The organism is Prevotella phocaeensis (assembly GCF_900065875.1).
Lineage (GTDB): Bacteria > Bacteroidota > Bacteroidia > Bacteroidales > Bacteroidaceae > Prevotella > Prevotella phocaeensis.
The window spans coordinates 12,184-29,072 of record NZ_LT160619.1; the positions used below are offsets into that span (position 1 = coordinate 12,184).

Here is a 16,889-nt window from a genome sequence, read left to right on the forward strand (position 1 = left end):
AAATACCGACCATATTTACCGGCCTACAAAACTACCTTCGGCAGCAGCATACCATATAGTCATCGGCCATAGACAGTATATTTAAGAAACTTAGACAACACATCTAAACAGCTTAGGGGGCACATCTATTTGATATTCCTAAAAAGAATGTTGTTAAAAAACACAAAACCTAAGTCGGCAAAATATTAAAAATAGCAATAACGAATGCTTAAAATTCTTTTTATATTTAACTTTGCAATCGCAAATAGTTTATAGCAAGAACTTATGAATAGAAAGAAAATACGACAGATACTTATGCTCCTTACCTGCATTGCAGTGATGGCCGGTGTGGCTATCAGGCGCAATGGAAAGCTGTTGGGGCACGACCTGAAAGCGACAACCGAGGCATCCGACACGAAAACAGCGGCCGTTAAAGACACGATGCAGGTGCTTTCAGACGGCACAATTGTTATCAATACGCTGCCTTTAGGCAAGGATATTACGGGCTTTGCGGGGCAAGTACCGTTGAATATCTACCTGAAAAACGGCGTTATAGATAAGGTAGAAGCCCAACCGAACCACGAAACACCCGACTTCTTCGAGCAGGCTTCTGCCCTTCTTACCAAGTGGAACGGTAAGAAAACCGACGAGGCACTTGCCCTAAAAGTCGATGGAGTGAGCGGAGCCACGTTCTCTTCGCGCGCTATAATAGGCAACATGCGGGCCGGTTTGCAATATGCATCGCAAAAAGCTGTTATGCCTACCATCTTCGAGAAGATGGATTTAAGCATCAAAACCATTGCCGGACTCTTGGTAGTGCTGCTGGCTGCCATTCTTCCTTGGTTCTTCAAGAACAAGAATTACCGCACCCTGCAACTCATACTGAACGTTGTTGTGCTTGGTCTTTGGTGCGGCACGTTCCTTAGTTACTCGGTTTTCGTGAATTACATGGCCAACGGAATAGACGTATGGACATCATTTATCCCCATCGTCATGCTAATTACAGCCTTCATTTACCCGCTTTTCGGCAAGAAAAACTATTACTGTACGTACATTTGTCCGTGCGGTTCGATGCAAGACTTGGCAGGAAAAGCAAAGGTAAAGAAATGGAAGATGGGAGCTAAAACCGTGAAACGGCTTACATTCTTCCGCAAAGCACTTTGGACGGTTCTGATGCTTTTGATGCTCGCAGGCGTGGGCTTCGAGTGGATGGACTACGAAATATTTTCGGCATTTATCATTACTTCAGCCTCTACGGTGGTCTTACTGCTCGCCTGCCTGTTCTTCATACTCTCCGTGTTCGTACCGCGTCCGTACTGTAGGTTTATCTGTCCTACCGGCACTTTGTTCAAGGTAGCACAGGATTCCAAATGATATAGAAAGTTCAAATCGCCGGTTTACCATCAAAATTTCTATGCGATTTGAGCTCTATATGCTCAATTTATGCTATCTTTGCACAAGAATTAAACACCCGTAAATATTAATATGTATGATTCTTTTCTTTAAAACTCCCAAAGAAAACGTGATTGCCACCGAGATCGACCACCAGCCCCATCAGGACGAAATAGACAAACTATGCTGGCTGTATGGCGATGCAACGTGCTTACATGCCCAACATTTGGACGGTTACTACGTGGGGCCGCGCCGCGAAATGATTACTCCGTGGAGTACGAATGCCGTTGAGATTACTCAAAACATGAGTCTTAACGGCATTTCTCGTATAGAAGAATACTTTCCGGTAAACTCTGAAAAGGCGGTATACGATACGATGTTGCAGCGTATGTATAAGGGATTGGATCAGCAGATATTCAAAGTAGACCGCCAACCGGAACCGGTAAAGCATGTTGAGAGCATCGAAGAGTACAACGAGACGGAAGGTCTGGCACTCTCATCCGAAGAAATAGAATACTTACACACTATAGAAAAGCAGAACGGTCGGCCGCTTACCGACTCGGAGATATTCGGTTTTGCGCAGATAAACTCGGAACATTGCCGGCATAAGATATTCGGCGGCACTTTTATTATAGACGGAGTAGAGAAAGAATCTTCATTGTTCGGCCTCATCAAAAAGACAACCAAGGAAAATCCGGGCAGGATATTGTCGGCTTATAAAGACAATGTAGCATTCGCACAAGGCCCTGTAATCGAACAATTCGCACCTAAAGACCAGTCTACAAGCAACTATTTCCACGTGCAGGATATAGAAAGTGTAATCTCGCTCAAGGCAGAAACGCACAATTTCCCTACTACCGTAGAACCTTTCAACGGCGCTGCAACGGGTACAGGCGGCGAAATTCGCGACCGTATGGGTGGCGGTACGGGATCTTGGCCCATTGCGGGAACGGCGGTATATATGACGGCTTACCCCAGACTTCGCACTGCTTCCGTCGGCTCCCCCGCAGAAGAGGCACCGACAGAACGCGACTGGGAGAACGTTATGCCCGTGCGTAAGTGGCTCTACCAGTCGCCCGAACAGATTTTAATCAAGGCCTCTAACGGCGCTTCAGACTTCGGAAATAAATTCGGGCAACCGCTTATATGCGGCTCGGTGCTTACGTTCGAGCATCAGGAAAGTACGCAGGAAAACGCTCCCAAATATGCTTATGACAAGGTAATTATGCTGGCCGGCGGCGTAGGTTACGGCAAAAAGCGCGACTGTTTGAAGAAAACACCGCAAGCAGGCAATAAAATCGTGATAGTGGGAGGCGACAACTATCGCATCGGTCTGGGCGGCGGAAGCGTGTCGTCTGTAGATACCGGCCGTTATTCAAACGGCATAGAACTGAACGCGATACAGCGTGCAAACCCCGAAATGCAGAAACGTGCCTACAATCTTGTGCGTGCCTTGGTGGAAGAGGACAATAATCCGGTGGTCTCAATCCACGATCACGGCAGCGCCGGACACCTGAACTGTCTCTCCGAACTCGTAGAAGAATGCGGCGGAGAAGTAGATATGACGAAATTACCCATTGGGGATAAGACGCTCAGCGCTAAAGAAATCATCGCCAACGAAAGCCAAGAACGTATGGGACTCCTTATCGATGAGAAGCATCTGGAGCACGTGCAAAGGATTGCCGAACGCGAAAGAGCGCCGATGTATATAGTGGGTGAAACCACCGGAGATGCGCATTTCTCGTTCAAGCAGGGCGACGGAACGAAACCATTCGACCTCGATGTAGCACAAATGTTCGGGCATTCGCCCAAGACTATCATGCGTGACGAGACGGTAGAACGCCATTATGCAGACGTTACATATACGCAGAACGACTTGGACGAGTATCTCGAACGCGTGTTGCAGTTAGAGTCTGTGGCATGCAAAGACTGGCTTACAAACAAAGTAGACCGCTCTGTTTCGGGCAAAATAGCCCGTCAGCAATGCCAAGGAGAAATACAATTACCTCTATCGGATTGCGGTGTAGTGGCGTTAGATTATCGCGGTAAGAGCGGTATCGCCACTGCTCTGGGGCACGCACCGCAAGCAGGATTGGCCTCGCCCGAAGCGGGTAGCGTGCTCAGTGTGGCCGAAGCACTGACGAATATCGTATGGGCACCTTTGACAAACGGCCTTTCAAGCGTGTCACTTTCTGCAAACTGGATGTGGCCATGCCGCTCTCAAAAGGGAGAGGATGCCCGTCTATATGCGGCAGTCGAGGCTCTAAGCGACTTATGTTGCCGTCTTAATATCAACGTTCCTACGGGCAAAGACTCACTTTCGCTCACTCAACAATACCCGAACGGCGAAAAGATTATTTCTCCGGGTACTGTTATCGTGACAAGCGGCGGTGAAGTAAGCGACATAAAGAAGGTGGTTTCGCCCGTTCTCATCAACGATAAGAATGCTTCAATCTATCATATAGACTTCTCATTCGATGAGCTTAGGCTCGGCGGAAGCGCTTTTGCCCAGTCTTTATGCAAGGTGGGAGACGACGTACCCACGGTAAAAGACGCGGAATACTTTGCAGATTGTTTCAACGCCATACAGGAATTGATACGAAAGGGATGGGTAATGGCAGGCCACGATATTAGTGCCGGCGGTCTGATTACTACCCTCTTAGAGATGACTTTTGCCAATACGACGGGCGGACTGCATATCAATTTGCACAATATACCGTGCGATGACATTGTGAAAACGCTGTTTGCAGAGAACCCGGGAGTAGTTATCGAGGTGAGCGATGAGCATAAACACGAGCTGAAAGAGTTTTTCGAAGACCGTGGAATCGGCTTTGCCAAGATTGGCTATCCTACACCGCAGAACCGCAAGATTACGGTTGTGAAAGAGCAATTCAGCCATGACTTCGATATTGATATGCTGCGCGACACATGGTATCGTACCTCTTATCTGCTCGACAGAGACCAAAGTATGAACGGTATGGCGCGCAAACGTTTCCAAAATTACAAGAAACAACCCATTGAATTAAAATTCAACAACGATTTTACAGGCATGCTCCGTCAGTTCCGTCTTTCCCCTGAACGCCGCACACCTACCGGCATTAAGGCTGCCATCATACGCGAAAAAGGCACCAATGGCGAACGTGAAATGGCCTATGCCCTATATCTTTCAGGGTTCGATGTGAAGGATGTAACGATGACAGACCTCGTCAGCGGTCGCGAAACATTGGACGATATTCGCATGACTGTCTTCTGTGGAGGCTTCTCAAACTCTGATGTTCTCGGCTCTGCAAAGGGCTGGGCAGGGGCCTTTCTCTATAACCCGAAGGCGAAAGAGGCGCTGGATAAGTTCTATGCACGCAAGGATACGTTGAGCTTGGGCATATGTAATGGCTGCCAATTGATGGTGGAACTCAACCTTATCAACCCCGAACACGAACACCGTGCGCACCTGACTCACAACACATCGCAGAAGTTCGAGAGCGCTTTCCTCGGTCTTTCAATCCCTCGGAACGATAGTGTGATGTTCGGATCGCTAAGCAACAGCAAACTCGGAATATGGGTTGCGCACGGCGAGGGACGCTTTTATCTGCCCGAACCCGAGGATCATTACAATGTTATAGCTAAGTACAATTACGCCGAATACCCGGGGAATCCGAACGGATCCGACTATAATGTGGCCGGTATATGTTCTAAAGACGGGCGTCATCTGGCCATGATGCCACATTTGGAACGCGCCATTTTCCCGTGGCAGAATGCTTATTATCCCCTCGACCGATGCCATGATGAGGTGACACCATGGATAGAAGCCTTCGTTAATGCAAGGAAATGGATCGAGAACAAATGTTGACCGACAGCCATATTCGTTAGACAATAAGACAAATGAGCATCTATTGGAAATTCTTCAAAATATTTTTTAAGATCGGCGCATTCACCTTGGGAGGCGGTTATGCCATGATTCCGATTATCGAAGCAGAGGTGGTCGACAAGAACAAATGGATAGAGAAAGAAGAGTTTCTCGACCTGATAGCCATTGCACAGAGCTGTCCGGGCGTCTTTGCAGTCAACATCAGTATCTTCATCGGTTACAAGCTAAAGAAGTTGCGCGGAGCACTTTGCACGGCTTTGGGCTGTGCCTTACCCTCATTCCTCATCATTCTTCTGATAGCAATGTTCTTCCATAGCTTCATTGATGTGCCGTGGGTAGCCGCCATGTTCCGCGGCATACGTCCTGCAGTGGTGGCGCTTATCGCCGTTCCCACGTTCAACTTAGCCAAAAGTGCCGGCATCTCATTGGTCAACTGCTGGATACCTATCGCCTGCGCTCTGCTCATCTGGGCTATCGGCGTGAATCCTGTATTCATCATCATTGCAGCGGGTATCGGCGGTTATATATACGGACAATTCATTAAACCCACGGAACAAACATGATCTACCTGTATCTCTTCATCACGTTCTTTGAGATAGGAATGTTCGGATTCGGCGGAGGTTACGGCATGTTATCACTGATACAGACCGAAACTGTGATACATCATCATTGGCTATCCTCGGCAGAATTTACCAATATAGTAGCCGTCAGTCAGATGACACCGGGCCCTATCGGTATCAATTCCGCTACCTATTGCGGATACGTTGCCACACACAACGCGGGCTATAACGGTTTCATGGCGGTATTAGGTTCCACCGTCGCTACCTTTGCCTTGGTGCTTCCGTCACTCATTTTGATGGTTCTCATCAGCAAAATGTTCATGAAATACATGAATACTTCTGCCGTGCAGAACATCTTTAGCGGTTTAAGACCAGCCGTAGTGGGACTGCTTGCCGCCGCTACACTGCTGCTTTTAAATGAAGAAAACTTCGGCTCGATGCGCCTGAACCCTTGGCAATTCTGGATCAGTGTTGCGCTTTTCGCCGCCACTTTCTTCGGAACAATGTTCTTAAAGATCAATCCTATCAAGATGATATGCTATGCAGCATTCGCCGGACTGCTCCTGTTATACTGATTAAAACCGCCCTATAAGCCAACTGCCCACACTATTTAAAAAAGAAAAACAAAGCTACATTCAAAACAATTCACACCGTGGAATCGAATAAAATCCGAGGTTTTACAGAGGCAATCATATCGGCTGCAGCATTCGGGCTTATCCCGTTGTTCAGCATTCCGGTACTTGCCGACGGCATGCGTCTGCCCTCTTTGGTCGTCTACCGCTTTACTTTCGGCGCACTCATCCTGCTCCTTATACTCATGTACAACCGACAGTCGCTGCGTCTTCGCTTCGGAGAATCGTTGCGCATCATGTTTCTTTCGCTCCTATATGCCATATCCGCCGTATCGTTAATCAGCGGTTATGCCTATTTGCCCAGCGGAGTTGCCACCACATTGGTATTCTCTTATCCCGTATGGACGGCCATCCTGATGATCGTATTCTTTCATGAACGCCTCACTCTGCGCACCGCCTTGGCCATATTCCTCGCCGTTGCAGGCGTCTGTCTGCTATCGGGTATCGAGAACGGTATCAGTATCTCGTCTGTTACGGGCGTAGCTTTAGAGCTCTTATCCGGACTGACTTACGCCGTTTACATGGTTACATTTCCAGCCATGAAGGTACGCCATCTTTCCACACTCAAGGTAACTTTCTACGTTTTCTTCTTCACAATCCTGCTTCTCATGCTCTATGCGAGCTTCACGGAGGGCGGCATCCAGCCCATCGCGTCGGGCAAACAATTCGTCAACCTCGCACTCCTCGGCTTGTTACCCACGGCAGTAAGCAACATTACCCTTATCATGGCGCTAAAACGAATAGAGAGTACGAGCGTCGCCATCCTCGGGGCTTTCGAGCCCATAACGGCCATGAGCGTGGGCTGCATCGTATTCGACGAGCCGCTAACCATCATGAGTTGCATCGGTTTCGCACTCATTATCGTTGCCGTGGTATTGCTAATTCTAAAGAATTAGTCACAATATCGTACCCCTGTATTTTAAATTTCAAACCCATAGATACATACAAATTTGCTTGAGTTCGGGATATTTTTGAGAGAAACAACTGTACTTTAGGGAGAGAGAAGCTAAATCTACGAAATGATATTTCTACAGTTGTCCGATTATTGTTAAGAGAATAATGGCGACAACAGCTATCAACAAACGATAATTCACCCTCTTTTCTACTTTAAAAACCCATACGAAACGGGAGATATAATATAATGTACTTAATAAATAAAGCAGTAATAAAACATAGCTTTTCCCCCCAAATACCGTAGTTGAAATCCCATAAATCCGTTCCTTTCCGATAGAAAGCAATAGGAGTATTATGATTAACAATTGATCGTATTTATTCATTTTTAATGACTGTGTTGGTAACGAAATAAAGAAGAGTCAAGACATTCATCAAGTTCATATGTAGCAAGAGCAATCCCTGCCGCTACTAAAAAGGGGCCACCTGTACAAGAAAGTGCACACCCTGCAAGATATTCTACAGCGCATACTTCACGTGAAGACATATATTTAGATAAACATGGATCAGCTCTTGTTGATAGTAAATCATATTTTTCTTCTACCTCTTTTACAGTCTTTCCCACTGTTAAAGCAGGTTTTTCATTAAAAGCCAATTCAGAATACCCAATGATATCATCGTAAGACACCTTACAATAATCATTGTTATCAATATCTTTGTATAGATTTAAAAAATCTATGGAATAATTTTCTTTAATAAACATCATTATTGAATCTTTATTGCTTATAAGTATTTGAGCAAATCTAAAGATAAATTATGATACACCTTCCAATTTGTATGTTCCTTGGACAATATCGATTGATAATTATCTACAATTCTTTTATACATCATCTCTGTTTGTACACAGTTAGTAAGCACAATAAAGCAATGGAAACACACTTCATTCTCTATATGAGAATAATGTCACGAATACCTGTGTGGTTTTCAGAACTAAGTTTATTTGTTTTCATGACGCATGGATTAAAGAAATTGATATTATTTTCTATGCAAATATACAAAAAATTATAGAACACAAGATATCACCCCGACAAATTAGCAAAGGTTTATAATTGCATCTTAAAATTAAGAAAAATTAATTCAGTCTCTTTGAGGATAACTCTTTCCCATTTACAAATGTACGAATAAACCGGCAGAACGCCTAACGAATTTTGATAAATCGCATTGCTGTTTTAACTACATCTAAGATGTGTATCAGACAAGTGGTATATCTAACAAAGACAGATAGGTATTCTAATAGTATTAGAATACCTATCTAAGATGCTTAGATGCACCACACGTCTGAAGCATCTGCACCCCCTGTCAGGAACGCGTTACAGACCTCCGTCGGCAATCCATATGTGCTGCGGGTTGTCGCACCGCAGTGCAATGTGTTCAACCGTTGTTTTTCCCTTTCTATCAGTAAACTTGTAAAACACATATACGCCCGCATAACCACCGTCGCGCTTTGGCTCACTGAACGCTTCGGCATGAGTATTGCGGTAATATTCCTTCAGACGATCCAACTGAGACTGATAATAATACAATGCTTCATGGGCAATATTCGTATCTCCTTTTATCAATGCGCCGATGATACGTCGCGCGGCTTGCGTGGCAGTTTCGACCTGTAAGGCCTTTACATGCGGCGAATAAACTTGCGGAATGCTATCTACACGCTGCCACCTCGCGGCATCCGTGTTCGGCAGGGCTATCAGTTGTGCCTTGGAGAGCATGAGATTATACTCTATTTTACCCGATTTCGCCACCAATATACGTCTACCATTCTGCATAATCCACACCCGGACACGCCGTAAAAGTCTATCGTTTTTCGTAAACAAGTTTTCTATTATCACATGCACCTTCTCCGCTTTTCCGGTACGAAACAGCGATATAAGGTCGCCATCCGGCACATCTATCTCAGTCGTCATCGTGATTACGGTATCGTTTTCGCTCGTTTTATGCTTGCTATCCGGATATTTCCCGAGCATCGCTTTCTGCGTATTCAACAGCTGGTCGGGATATAAAAGTATCTTGAAATACTCTAAAAAGTCGGTATCATGCCCGCCTTTCATCATTTGTCCGCCCCGATACCACATATATTGCTCCTTTCCGTCGAATACGACCGTGCGACCTCCTTGCCTTTCTACTCGCCAATAAAGAGAATCGCCCACACGAAGTGTTTTCATAGACACGGCAATGAAGTCGGCCGCAGGATCGATAGAAGCAAAATTTTCTATAGCAGAAGCGCGTACAAACATCTCGACCGAACAGCTTCCTACATTGCGAACGCTGTTCAAGGCATCGTTTATAGAAAAATTATCGGTAACGGTTGCCGTAGCTTCCGCGGTAAACAGATGGCTCCATCCCAATAACATACCCAACGCAAACGCCGCGGCTATTCCGGCTATACGTATCGTTTTTTGCTTTGCGAATGCATGCCTTTTCTTTTTACCAATACAGCATTCGCCATACAGTTTCGGCATTAATACCCCTATGGTGTCAGCAAAATTGTTATAATACTCTCTGCATTCCGGACATATATCCATATGTTCATACAAAAGTTCTGCCGCATCCGGTTCCACATTCTTATCGAACAGGTCGGCTATCCTATTCTTAAATTCTTCACAAGTCATCATTTTTTTGCTTTTAAAGGTTCAACATGGGACGGCTGCATCCCTTTCCTGATTTTATCGATGCCATAACGAAAGCGCGATTTTACCGTAGGTAAAGGCAGCAAGAGGATGCCGGCAATCTCGGCAAAACTCTTGTTACCGTAGATACGCAGGCGTATTACCTCGGCTTGTTCGTCGGGTATCGACGCTAAGAGCAACGTTATCTTACAGTATTCCTGTCCGAATGTGCTCGGCTGTTCGGCAGATAAGTTCCTTAAAACGTCGGTCGAGAGGTGTTCTATGTACGGAGTACGGCGCAAACGAGTGGCACAGAGGTTCGATAACATGCGAAATAAATAGCCGCGCAGGTCGGCAATATCATCGCAACCGACACCATACTCTCGGTTACAAAGCATAAAGAAAGCATCCTGCACCGCGTCTTCGGCATCTTCACGACTGCCAAGTCTATAGCGTGCATAGCGCAACATGTTCGGCCGTTCGGACTGCATGGCTTCGACAAACCGCGATGTTGACCGTCGTTCATTATTTTTCTTCTTCATTAGTTTTACAAAATTATGGTGAAGATTGCAATCTACAAATAAAGACGCACGAACGAAGAAAAAGATTTAAACGATATGGATATAATTGAAAAAGAACGTATTTTTCTTGCTGTAAAAGACTGTATAAAAGAACAAAAACAAGGCGGTTCCCGTAACAGAGGAACCGCCTCGGTGCTAAAACTCTATGATCAACGTCTGTCGCGGACTCAGTTTCCGGTTACGAGAAAGGTCTATCGCTGTGCCTGTCATTACGTCGCGTGCCGATTTCGTGTTGCCGATAACCTCGGCATAGCGGGCTACATCCAGCTCTCCTTCGGCATTCCGGCCGTTCAATATCGTGAGAGAAGTTTTGCCACGATACTGCCTCGCCACTACATAAATGCCCTTGTAGGGAATAAACTGCACCTGCTTCCCCTTGGTAATGAGTTCGTTTCCGAGTCTCCAATGCAGCAATCTGCTAAGCCAGTCGAACATGGCATTCTCCTCGACCGTACGCCCTTCCGCCGTAAAAGCGTTGTGGCTGTCGCCCGAGAAGCCACCCGGAAAGTCCTTGCGCACATTACCGTCGGTTACTTCCTTGGTGCCGTTCATCAGCACTTCCGTGCCATAATACAACTGAGGTATGCGGTTTATCGTAAGGAGGAGTGCCAAAGCCTGTTTCAACAGCAACGTATCTCTGCCGTTACCAAGGAAACGATCCGTGTCGTGGTTCTCTATGAAAGCCATCACACTCGACGGGTTTTCGTAGAGATAATCATACACCAAGCTGTTGTAAATGCGGTTGTATCCTTTCCACCAATCGTCTGTATCTTCGTTCTTCGCCATATTTAACTTGTCGAAGAAGCTGAAATCCATCACCGTTTTCAGATAACTATTGATGGCAGACAGCTTGGAATCCTTCTGCCATGCGGCGGTATAGGCCGGTTCTGTTACCCATGTTTCGCCCACAGTATTGAAGTTTGGGTATTCTGCGTCGAGCGTCTTCATCCAATGCGACATGGCCCTACGGTCGGCATAGGGATAAGTGTCCATTCGAATACCGTCTATCCCTACCGTCTCTATCCACCATATACTGTTCTGTACAAGGTATTTCATCACATGCGGATTGCGCTGATTTAGGTCGGGATAAGTGGGTACGAACCAGCCATCGACCGTTTCTTTCAAATCTATTTTCGAGGCATATGGATCGAGAACGGGCGTCAGTTTATACGAAGTTTGCAGATATTTCGACCGATCCCGACCGTAAGAAGCCTCTTGTCCGGCCGCATGCGTGCCGTCGGTCTGTCCTTTCGGCGCTCCCATCCATTCGGATGTATTGAACCAATCGGCCGAGGGAATGTCTCGTACCCACGGATGTTCGAAGCCGCAATGGTTGAATATCATATCCATAACTACTTTCAAACCATGACGGTGGGCCTCCGAAACGAGTTGTTTGTACTCTTCATTCGTTCCGAAACGGGGATCTACCTTGTAATAATCCGTCGTTCCGTAGCCGTGATAGGTGCTATAACCGTTGTTATCGGGCGAATTATTTTCTAATACGGGGGTAAGCCACAGCGCTGTAACACCCAATTTATTGAAATAATCGAGATGCTGCCGAAGACCTTCAAGGTCGCCACCGTGGCGCAAACTCGGCTGTGTACGATCGTTTTTATAGGTATTCATGCCTTTAAGCTGGTCGTTCTTAGGATTTCCGTTGGCAAAGCGGTCGGGCATCAGCATATAAAGCACGTCGGCATTAGTAAAGCCTTTACGCGCCTCGCCGGACATTTCTCTATCCCTCAAGCGGTATTTTACCTTTGCTTTCGAGCCTTTGCTGGTAAACGTAAGTGTCATTTCACCGGCCTTAGCCCCGCCCACATTGAGATATACCAACAAATAATTAGGCGATTGAAGGCGCACTACACTGTCGACACGAACACCGAGATAATCCGTTGCAACATCGGCCGTCCGAATGTTCTTGCCATAGACCATCAACTGTAGCGAGGCATCTTTCATGCCTACATACCAGTCGGAAGGCTCGATCCTGTCGATCTTAACGCCGGCATTCATATCGATTGCGCCGAGAATAAGGCTGAATAGCAGGAGTATTTTCTTCATATTTCGATTGTTTTTAAGTAATTTAATCATGCAAAATCAAGGCCGACTGCGGATTGACCACTACCTTTCCGCCCGCCGTTTCGCCCAAACCGTTCTCGTCGATCACACCATCGCAGCACACAACCGTGTATTTTCCTTGCGGTATGTCTACAACCTTGGCCTCGCGGTTCGAATTAAGAATTACGATAATCGTATTCCACACATCTCCGACGGCATGCCCATTCAACGAAAAGCCGAGCAAACAAGGCTGTGAACAAATAAACTTAAGATGATTGCTCACGTCTTCCGTGTCGGCCATGCGGAATGCTTTGTGGCCTTTTCGCAAAGAGATAAGTCCCTTGTAATATTCAAATACCTTCGGATATTTCTTCAGATTGTTCCAGTCCAAACGGTTGATACTATCGGGAGAATTATAACTATTGTGCACTCCTTTTTTGTTACGGAGCATTTCTTCGCCGCACAGAATGAAAGGAACTCCCTGCGACGTGAATACTGCGGTCTGCGCCAAAAGGTCTAAACGGATAAGTTCGTCGGTCGTAATATCGGGAATACTGGCCTTCAGGCGGTCTACTAAACACATATCATCGTGGCAGCTAACGTAACTGATCATCTGTGTAGGCTGCATCGCCCACGCCTTTTTGCTATAATTCACCTTACCGTAATCTACTTGGGAATGGGCTGTCATGCCGACAATACCGGCCTTCAGACTCTCCTCACTCCCCGATATTCCGGCAAGAAATGCCCCCTTCCTATCATCGTTGAACGGCCCGCGAAGGGCATCTCTGATATCATCGGAGAAAGCAGCTATGCCAGACATTTGCGGCAGATTGACTTTCAGTGCGAGTTTATCTGCGGGATAAGCGCAACTACCGGCACTCCACCCCTCGCCATAGATGAAGATTGACGGATCTATCTTGTCTACCTCGGCACGAATATCGTTCATCGTTTCTATATCGTGAACGCCCATCAAGTCGAACCGGAAGCCATCTATATGGTATTCATCAATCCAGTATTTCACCGATTCTATCATAAATCGGCGCATCATAGCCCGCTCCGAAGCCGTTTCATTGCCGCATCCCGAGCCGTTGGAATACTTCCCGTTAGGCAGTTTTCGGTAAAAATAATCGGGATAAGTGCGCTGAAAGGCGCTTCCCTCTATATTGAAAGTATGATTATACACCACATCCAAGACCACTCGGATGCCAGCCTGATGCAATGCCTGCACCATCTGCTTGAACTCTTTGATACGCGTAACAGGGTTATACGGATCGGTGGAGTACGATCCCTCGGGCACATTGTAGTTCAATGGATCGTATCCCCAGTTGTACTGAGGAATGTTTAAGCGCGTTTCATCCACCGAAGCATAGTCGAAAGAAGGCAAAATATGAATGGCGTTCACGCCGAGTTCTTTCAGATAATCAATGGCCTTGGGTTCTGTAAGAGCCAAGAATTTGCCCTTATTGACCAAGCCCGACGAGGCATCGATGGAGAAATCGCGGTGATGAAGCTCATAGATAACAAGATCGGAGGGCGACTCCAACGCCGGTCGGCGATCGTTCTTCCAGCCTTGCGGATCGGTTTCGTTCATGTCTATCACCGCGCCTCGCTTACCATTAACGCCCACTGCCTTGGCAAATACACCCGGTGTTTCGCCATAAGAGAAATACTTATTGGAGGGTGAAAAGAGACAACCGCGTGAATAACGCCTATGTTGAAAAACAGAAAAAGTATAGTATTTTCCTTTCAAATCCCCTTTCACGGTCAGTTCCCACAGGTCTTTACCAGCCAATTTCATTTTCTTTGTCTTGCCTACATCCATGGGATTGGTGTAATCGTCCCTATATATCTTCAAGCAAACCTTTTTGGCTGTCGACGGTACAAACAGCCTGAAAGTCGTTTCTTTGGGCGTATAATCAACCTCATTGAAACGGAATTCCTGTGCAAAAGCATCGGTAGATATCAAAGAAAATACTATAGAAGTGATTGTTGAGAGTAATTTTTTAGTTATCATAACAGATAATTTAACTATACAAGAGATATACCTTTCCACACATCTCCTATATTCTATCGCTTTACAATCAGCGAAACAGCAAAGCCGCCTCCACGGGCTTGCATCAGTTTCAATACATCCCCTTTCTTTACTGTGCGGTGTGTAATCACGTAAGCCTTAGGGTTCTTTTCATAATCGGCATCGGGGGCGTCGGCATAGATGGTGCAATCGTAGGTACGCCCCTTATCGAGAAAATCGAGCTTTACTACGCTCTTATGTCCGTTTTCATCGCATTTTCCGCCGATAAACCAATTGCTCGTTCCCTTCGCCTTACGCGCCACGGTGATGTAATCGCCCGGTTCGGCTTCGAGGTATTTGCTGTCGTCCCAGTCTACGGCCACGTCACGAATGAACTGGAAGGCGTCATTGAACTTGGCGTAGTTCTCGGGCAAGTCGGCCACCATCTGCAGCGGACTATACATTGTTATATATAAAGCAAGCTGGCCTACCAATGTAGTGTGGATTATGTTCTTGTTCTCGCTCCACGTGCTGAGCTGTGTTTCGAGGATGCCCGGTGTATAATCCATCGGCCCACCCTGCAGACGAGTGAACGGGAGTATCACCGTATGGTCGGGCTTGCTCCCTCCGAAAGCCTCATACTCCGTGCCTCGGGCCGATTCATTGCCCAGCAAATTGGGATAGGTTCGGCAAAGACCGGTGGGACGTACCGCTTCGTGGGCGTCGACCATTACATGATGCTTGGCTGCCTGCTGTATGGCGTAGAGATAATGGTTATTCATAGACTGGCTATAGTGATGGTCTCCGCGCGGAATAATATCTCCCACGTATCCGCTCTTTACCGCATCGTAGCCGTATTTGTTCATTAATTGATAGGCATTCTCCATGTGTCGCTCGTAATTAACAACCGAAGAAGACGTCTCGTGGTGCATCATCAGCTTCACGCCCTTACTGTGTGCATACTCGTTAAGCGCCTTCAAATCGAAATCGGGATAAGGCGTAACGAAGTCGAACACATCTTGTTTCCAACGATTAGCCCAATCTTCCCAACCTATATTCCATCCCTCGACCAGCACTTCGTTTATTCCGTTAGCGGCGGCAAAGTCGATATATCGCCTTACATTGTCGTTGTTAGCCCCATGTCGGCCGTTCGGCTTCGCCTTTGTGTAGTCTGTAACGCCCAAATGCACCGAAGGAAACTCGTCTGTATAGCTCCACGTGCTCTTTCCGACAATCATCTCCCACCACACTCCGCAGAATTTTACGGGGCGAATCCAGCTGGTATCTTCTATTTTACACGGCTCGTTGAGGTTCAATATCAGGTTGGAAGACAGCATATCTCGTGCATCATCGCTCACTATCACCGTGCGCCAAGGTGTGTTGAAAGGCGTCTGTATGCAGCCTTTCAGCCCTGTAGCGTCGGGAGTTAGCCAAGATTCGAACACCATGTTCTTATCTTCGAGGTTCAAGTGCATGGTGGCGTAGTTGATACAAGCCGCCTCATGGATATTAATATAAAGCCCGTCGGCCGATTTCATCTGCAAAGAAGTCTGCACGCCCGTATCTGAGAACGGCGTTTGAGAGGAATTTTCCGTGATAGCCTGCTTCATCAATCCGCGTATCTGCGAAAGTTTTGAGGTAACAGTTTCATACTCTTGCGTGTCGTAATCGCCCGGAAGCCACCACGCAATGTGGTCTCCGGCCATGGCAAACTGTGTGTGTTCCTCTTTTACAATGAAATAATTAAGCGATTTTTGCTGCGGAAATTCGTAACGAAAACCCATTCCGTCGTTGTAAACACGAAAGCGTATCACTATATTACGATCGGAAGACGTCTGATGGAGCGTTACTGCCAGTTCGTTATAATGATTGCGTATCGTTGCCGTTTCGCCCCAAACGGGATTCCATGTCTCATCAAAAGTCGACGTTTTCGTATCGGCAATGGCAAATCCATCCATCAAACTCGTCTCTTCCAAACCTTTCGAAGCGTGCTTATCCTTGGCGAGTTCCAGTCCTAAACGGCTCGGTTTAATCACACTTTTGCGCTTATACGTCATTTCATAGGTCGGTACGCCGTTGCCGGTGAGCGAGAACGTTACGCATACATTACCGTCGGGCGATTTCACTTTCTGCGCCAAGACTGCTATCGGAAGCATCAGAAACGCCAAAAGAAGTTTGATTTTATGCATATTCATTTTATATTTAAAAGGATTAGACGAAGCCGACATCATACCGGCTTCTTCCCGCAAAGTTA

11 protein-coding genes are annotated in these 16,889 nt (G+C 46.5%); 5 read left to right on the forward strand and 6 right to left on the reverse strand.

All coding sequences use genetic code 11. The annotated features are described in order from the left end of the window. Positions 1–264: 264 nt before the first annotated feature. The 5 genes from BN3912_RS01140 to BN3912_RS01160 all read left to right on the forward strand — a co-directional run bounded on the left by BN3912_RS01140 (position 265) and on the right by BN3912_RS01160 (position 7,324). Positions 265–1,353: a 4Fe-4S binding protein gene (locus BN3912_RS01140; RefSeq protein WP_004368645.1), complete on the forward strand. Its 1,089-nt coding sequence runs from the start codon at positions 265–267 to the stop codon at positions 1,351–1,353. 115 nt (positions 1,354–1,468) lie between these two features. After that, a complete protein-coding gene (gene purL, locus BN3912_RS01145; protein WP_023983781.1) occupies positions 1,469–5,218 on the forward strand; it encodes a phosphoribosylformylglycinamidine synthase in 3,750 nt (1,249 codons plus the stop codon). A 32-nt stretch (positions 5,219–5,250) separates the two neighbouring features. Further along, on the forward strand, positions 5,251–5,799 hold the full coding sequence (locus tag BN3912_RS01150; protein WP_004368649.1) for a chromate transporter: 549 nt from the start codon (positions 5,251–5,253) through the stop codon (positions 5,797–5,799). Then, positions 5,796–6,371, forward strand: coding sequence for a chromate transporter (locus BN3912_RS01155; RefSeq protein ID WP_023983782.1), 576 nt, complete (start codon positions 5,796–5,798; stop codon positions 6,369–6,371). Before BN3912_RS01150 ends, BN3912_RS01155 begins: the two co-directional genes overlap by 4 nt. 77 nt (positions 6,372–6,448) lie before the next feature. Continuing rightward, positions 6,449–7,324 carry a DMT family transporter gene (locus tag BN3912_RS01160; protein ID WP_023983783.1) on the forward strand — a complete coding sequence of 292 codons (876 nt, stop codon included), beginning with the start codon at positions 6,449–6,451 and terminating at the stop codon, positions 7,322–7,324. Between the two features lie 383 nt (positions 7,325–7,707). Here BN3912_RS01160 and BN3912_RS01170 read toward each other — a convergent pair whose 3' ends face one another. From BN3912_RS01170 to BN3912_RS01195, 6 genes are all read right to left on the reverse strand, one after another. Continuing rightward, positions 7,708–8,085, reverse strand: coding sequence for a hypothetical protein (locus BN3912_RS01170; protein ID WP_036859283.1), 378 nt, complete (start codon positions 8,083–8,085; stop codon positions 7,708–7,710). 604 nt (positions 8,086–8,689) lie between these two features. Then, positions 8,690–9,991, reverse strand: coding sequence for a zf-HC2 domain-containing protein (locus BN3912_RS01175; protein WP_036859285.1), 1,302 nt, complete (start codon positions 9,989–9,991; stop codon positions 8,690–8,692). Beyond that, on the reverse strand, positions 9,988–10,527 hold the full coding sequence (locus BN3912_RS01180) for an RNA polymerase sigma factor (RefSeq protein WP_004368665.1): 540 nt from the start codon (positions 10,525–10,527) through the stop codon (positions 9,988–9,990). The genes BN3912_RS01175 and BN3912_RS01180 overlap by 4 nt, the downstream gene beginning before the upstream one ends. Before the next feature lie 174 nt (positions 10,528–10,701). After that, positions 10,702–12,627, reverse strand: coding sequence for a glycoside hydrolase family 13 protein (locus tag BN3912_RS01185; RefSeq protein WP_004368667.1), 1,926 nt, complete (start codon positions 12,625–12,627; stop codon positions 10,702–10,704). Positions 12,628–12,649: 22 nt separating this feature from the next. After that, positions 12,650–14,638 carry a type I pullulanase gene (gene pulA, locus BN3912_RS01190; protein WP_023983787.1) on the reverse strand — a complete coding sequence of 663 codons (1,989 nt, stop codon included), beginning with the start codon at positions 14,636–14,638 and terminating at the stop codon, positions 12,650–12,652. Positions 14,639–14,691: 53 nt separating this feature from the next. Further along, a complete protein-coding gene (locus BN3912_RS01195) occupies positions 14,692–16,824 on the reverse strand; it encodes a glycoside hydrolase family 97 protein (RefSeq protein ID WP_023983788.1) in 2,133 nt (710 codons plus the stop codon). Positions 16,825–16,889 lie beyond the last annotated feature (65 nt).

Excerpts from the sequence above, each read along its gene's own strand:
- BN3912_RS01140 (WP_004368645.1), top strand. The coding sequence starts at position 265 with ATGAATAGAAAGAAAATACGACAGATACTTATGCTCCTTACCTGCATT.
- purL (WP_023983781.1), top strand. The coding sequence starts at position 1,469 with ATGATTCTTTTCTTTAAAACTCCCAAAGAAAACGTGATTGCCACCGAG.
- BN3912_RS01150 (WP_004368649.1), top strand. The coding sequence starts at position 5,251 with ATGAGCATCTATTGGAAATTCTTCAAAATATTTTTTAAGATCGGCGCA.
- BN3912_RS01155 (WP_023983782.1), top strand. The coding sequence starts at position 5,796 with ATGATCTACCTGTATCTCTTCATCACGTTCTTTGAGATAGGAATGTTC.
- BN3912_RS01170 (WP_036859283.1), bottom strand. The coding sequence starts at position 8,085 with ATGATGTTTATTAAAGAAAATTATTCCATAGATTTTTTAAATCTATAC.
- BN3912_RS01175 (WP_036859285.1), bottom strand. The coding sequence starts at position 9,991 with ATGATGACTTGTGAAGAATTTAAGAATAGGATAGCCGACCTGTTCGAT.
- BN3912_RS01180 (WP_004368665.1), bottom strand. The coding sequence starts at position 10,527 with ATGAAGAAGAAAAATAATGAACGACGGTCAACATCGCGGTTTGTCGAA.
- BN3912_RS01185 (WP_004368667.1), bottom strand. The coding sequence starts at position 12,627 with ATGAAGAAAATACTCCTGCTATTCAGCCTTATTCTCGGCGCAATCGAT.
- pulA (WP_023983787.1), bottom strand. The coding sequence starts at position 14,638 with ATGATAACTAAAAAATTACTCTCAACAATCACTTCTATAGTATTTTCT.
- BN3912_RS01195 (WP_023983788.1), bottom strand. The coding sequence starts at position 16,824 with ATGCATAAAATCAAACTTCTTTTGGCGTTTCTGATGCTTCCGATAGCA.